Source organism: Marinobacter sp. UBA2498 (assembly GCF_002341575.1).
Lineage (GTDB): Bacteria > Pseudomonadota > Gammaproteobacteria > Pseudomonadales > Oleiphilaceae > Marinobacter > Marinobacter manganoxydans.
This window is the reverse complement of the sequence record NZ_DDOI01000009.1, coordinates 794-1,559: the sequence shown is the minus strand read 5'-3', so window position 1 is coordinate 1,559 and position 766 is coordinate 794. Positions and strand designations below refer to the sequence as shown.

Below are 766 nucleotides of genomic sequence, written 5' to 3'. Positions count from 1 at the left end.
AGCGAAACATCTGGGGCGTCAGAGCCCGCCACAACCCCGTGCGATCAACGGTCTCAATCACTTCCGGGAGTTCAGCAGTACCGGCTTTCTTTAAAGTGTCGGCAACCGGCGAGGCAAGCAGCCCCCCAACCGGATGGCTGTAGAGCCGGTCAATCAGATTGGAAAGATCCCGGGTATCAAGGCAGGGCCTCGCCGCATCGTGCACCAGAACCCAGTCGTCATCTTTCACCTGTTCCGCCATGGCGTGCAGCGCCGACAACACCGAACCAGCTCTTTCGGAACCGCCGGTACAGGTCTGGATTCGGCTATCGCCGCTGGCTTCGGTATCCGGCCACCAATGGTCGGCCGGGTGCAATGGCACCATGCAGCCGGAAAAAGGCGCGGAATCCATGAGTCGGGAAAGGGTGATGTCGAGAATGAAACGCTCGCCAAGCCGAAGGTACTGTTTCGGTTGCTCAGCCTGCATACGCTGGCCGATGCCGGCGGCAGGAACAATCAGCCAGAGTCTCGGAGCAGGCATAGACAATCAGTTTTCAACAACCAGGAAAAAGGTCTCGTCGTCTCTTATCAGGCCGAGGTTCATTCTGGCCCGTTCTTCAACGGCGCCCTGCTCGTTACGCAGATTCCTGACTTCCGCATAGAGACGTTCATTGCGGGTAGCTAGCTCGGCATTTTCTTCACGTTGCTCGGCAATGGACTGCTCCAGAGCCCATACCTGCGCAAAGCTGCCCTCCCCGACCCACAGGCGCACCTGCAGCAGGAGAAT

2 protein-coding genes are annotated in these 766 nt (G+C 58.6%); both read right to left on the bottom strand.

What is annotated here, in order from left to right; genetic code table 11:
- Positions 1-520, bottom strand: a 520-nt coding sequence (locus B2W52_RS00860; protein WP_286801006.1) for a 2-C-methyl-D-erythritol 4-phosphate cytidylyltransferase, incomplete at its 3' end; no start/stop codon positions are given.
- Positions 521-526: 6 nt separating this feature from the next.
- A partial coding sequence (locus B2W52_RS00855; RefSeq protein WP_286801005.1) for a septum formation initiator family protein occupies positions 527-766 on the bottom strand: 240 nt, incomplete at its 5' end.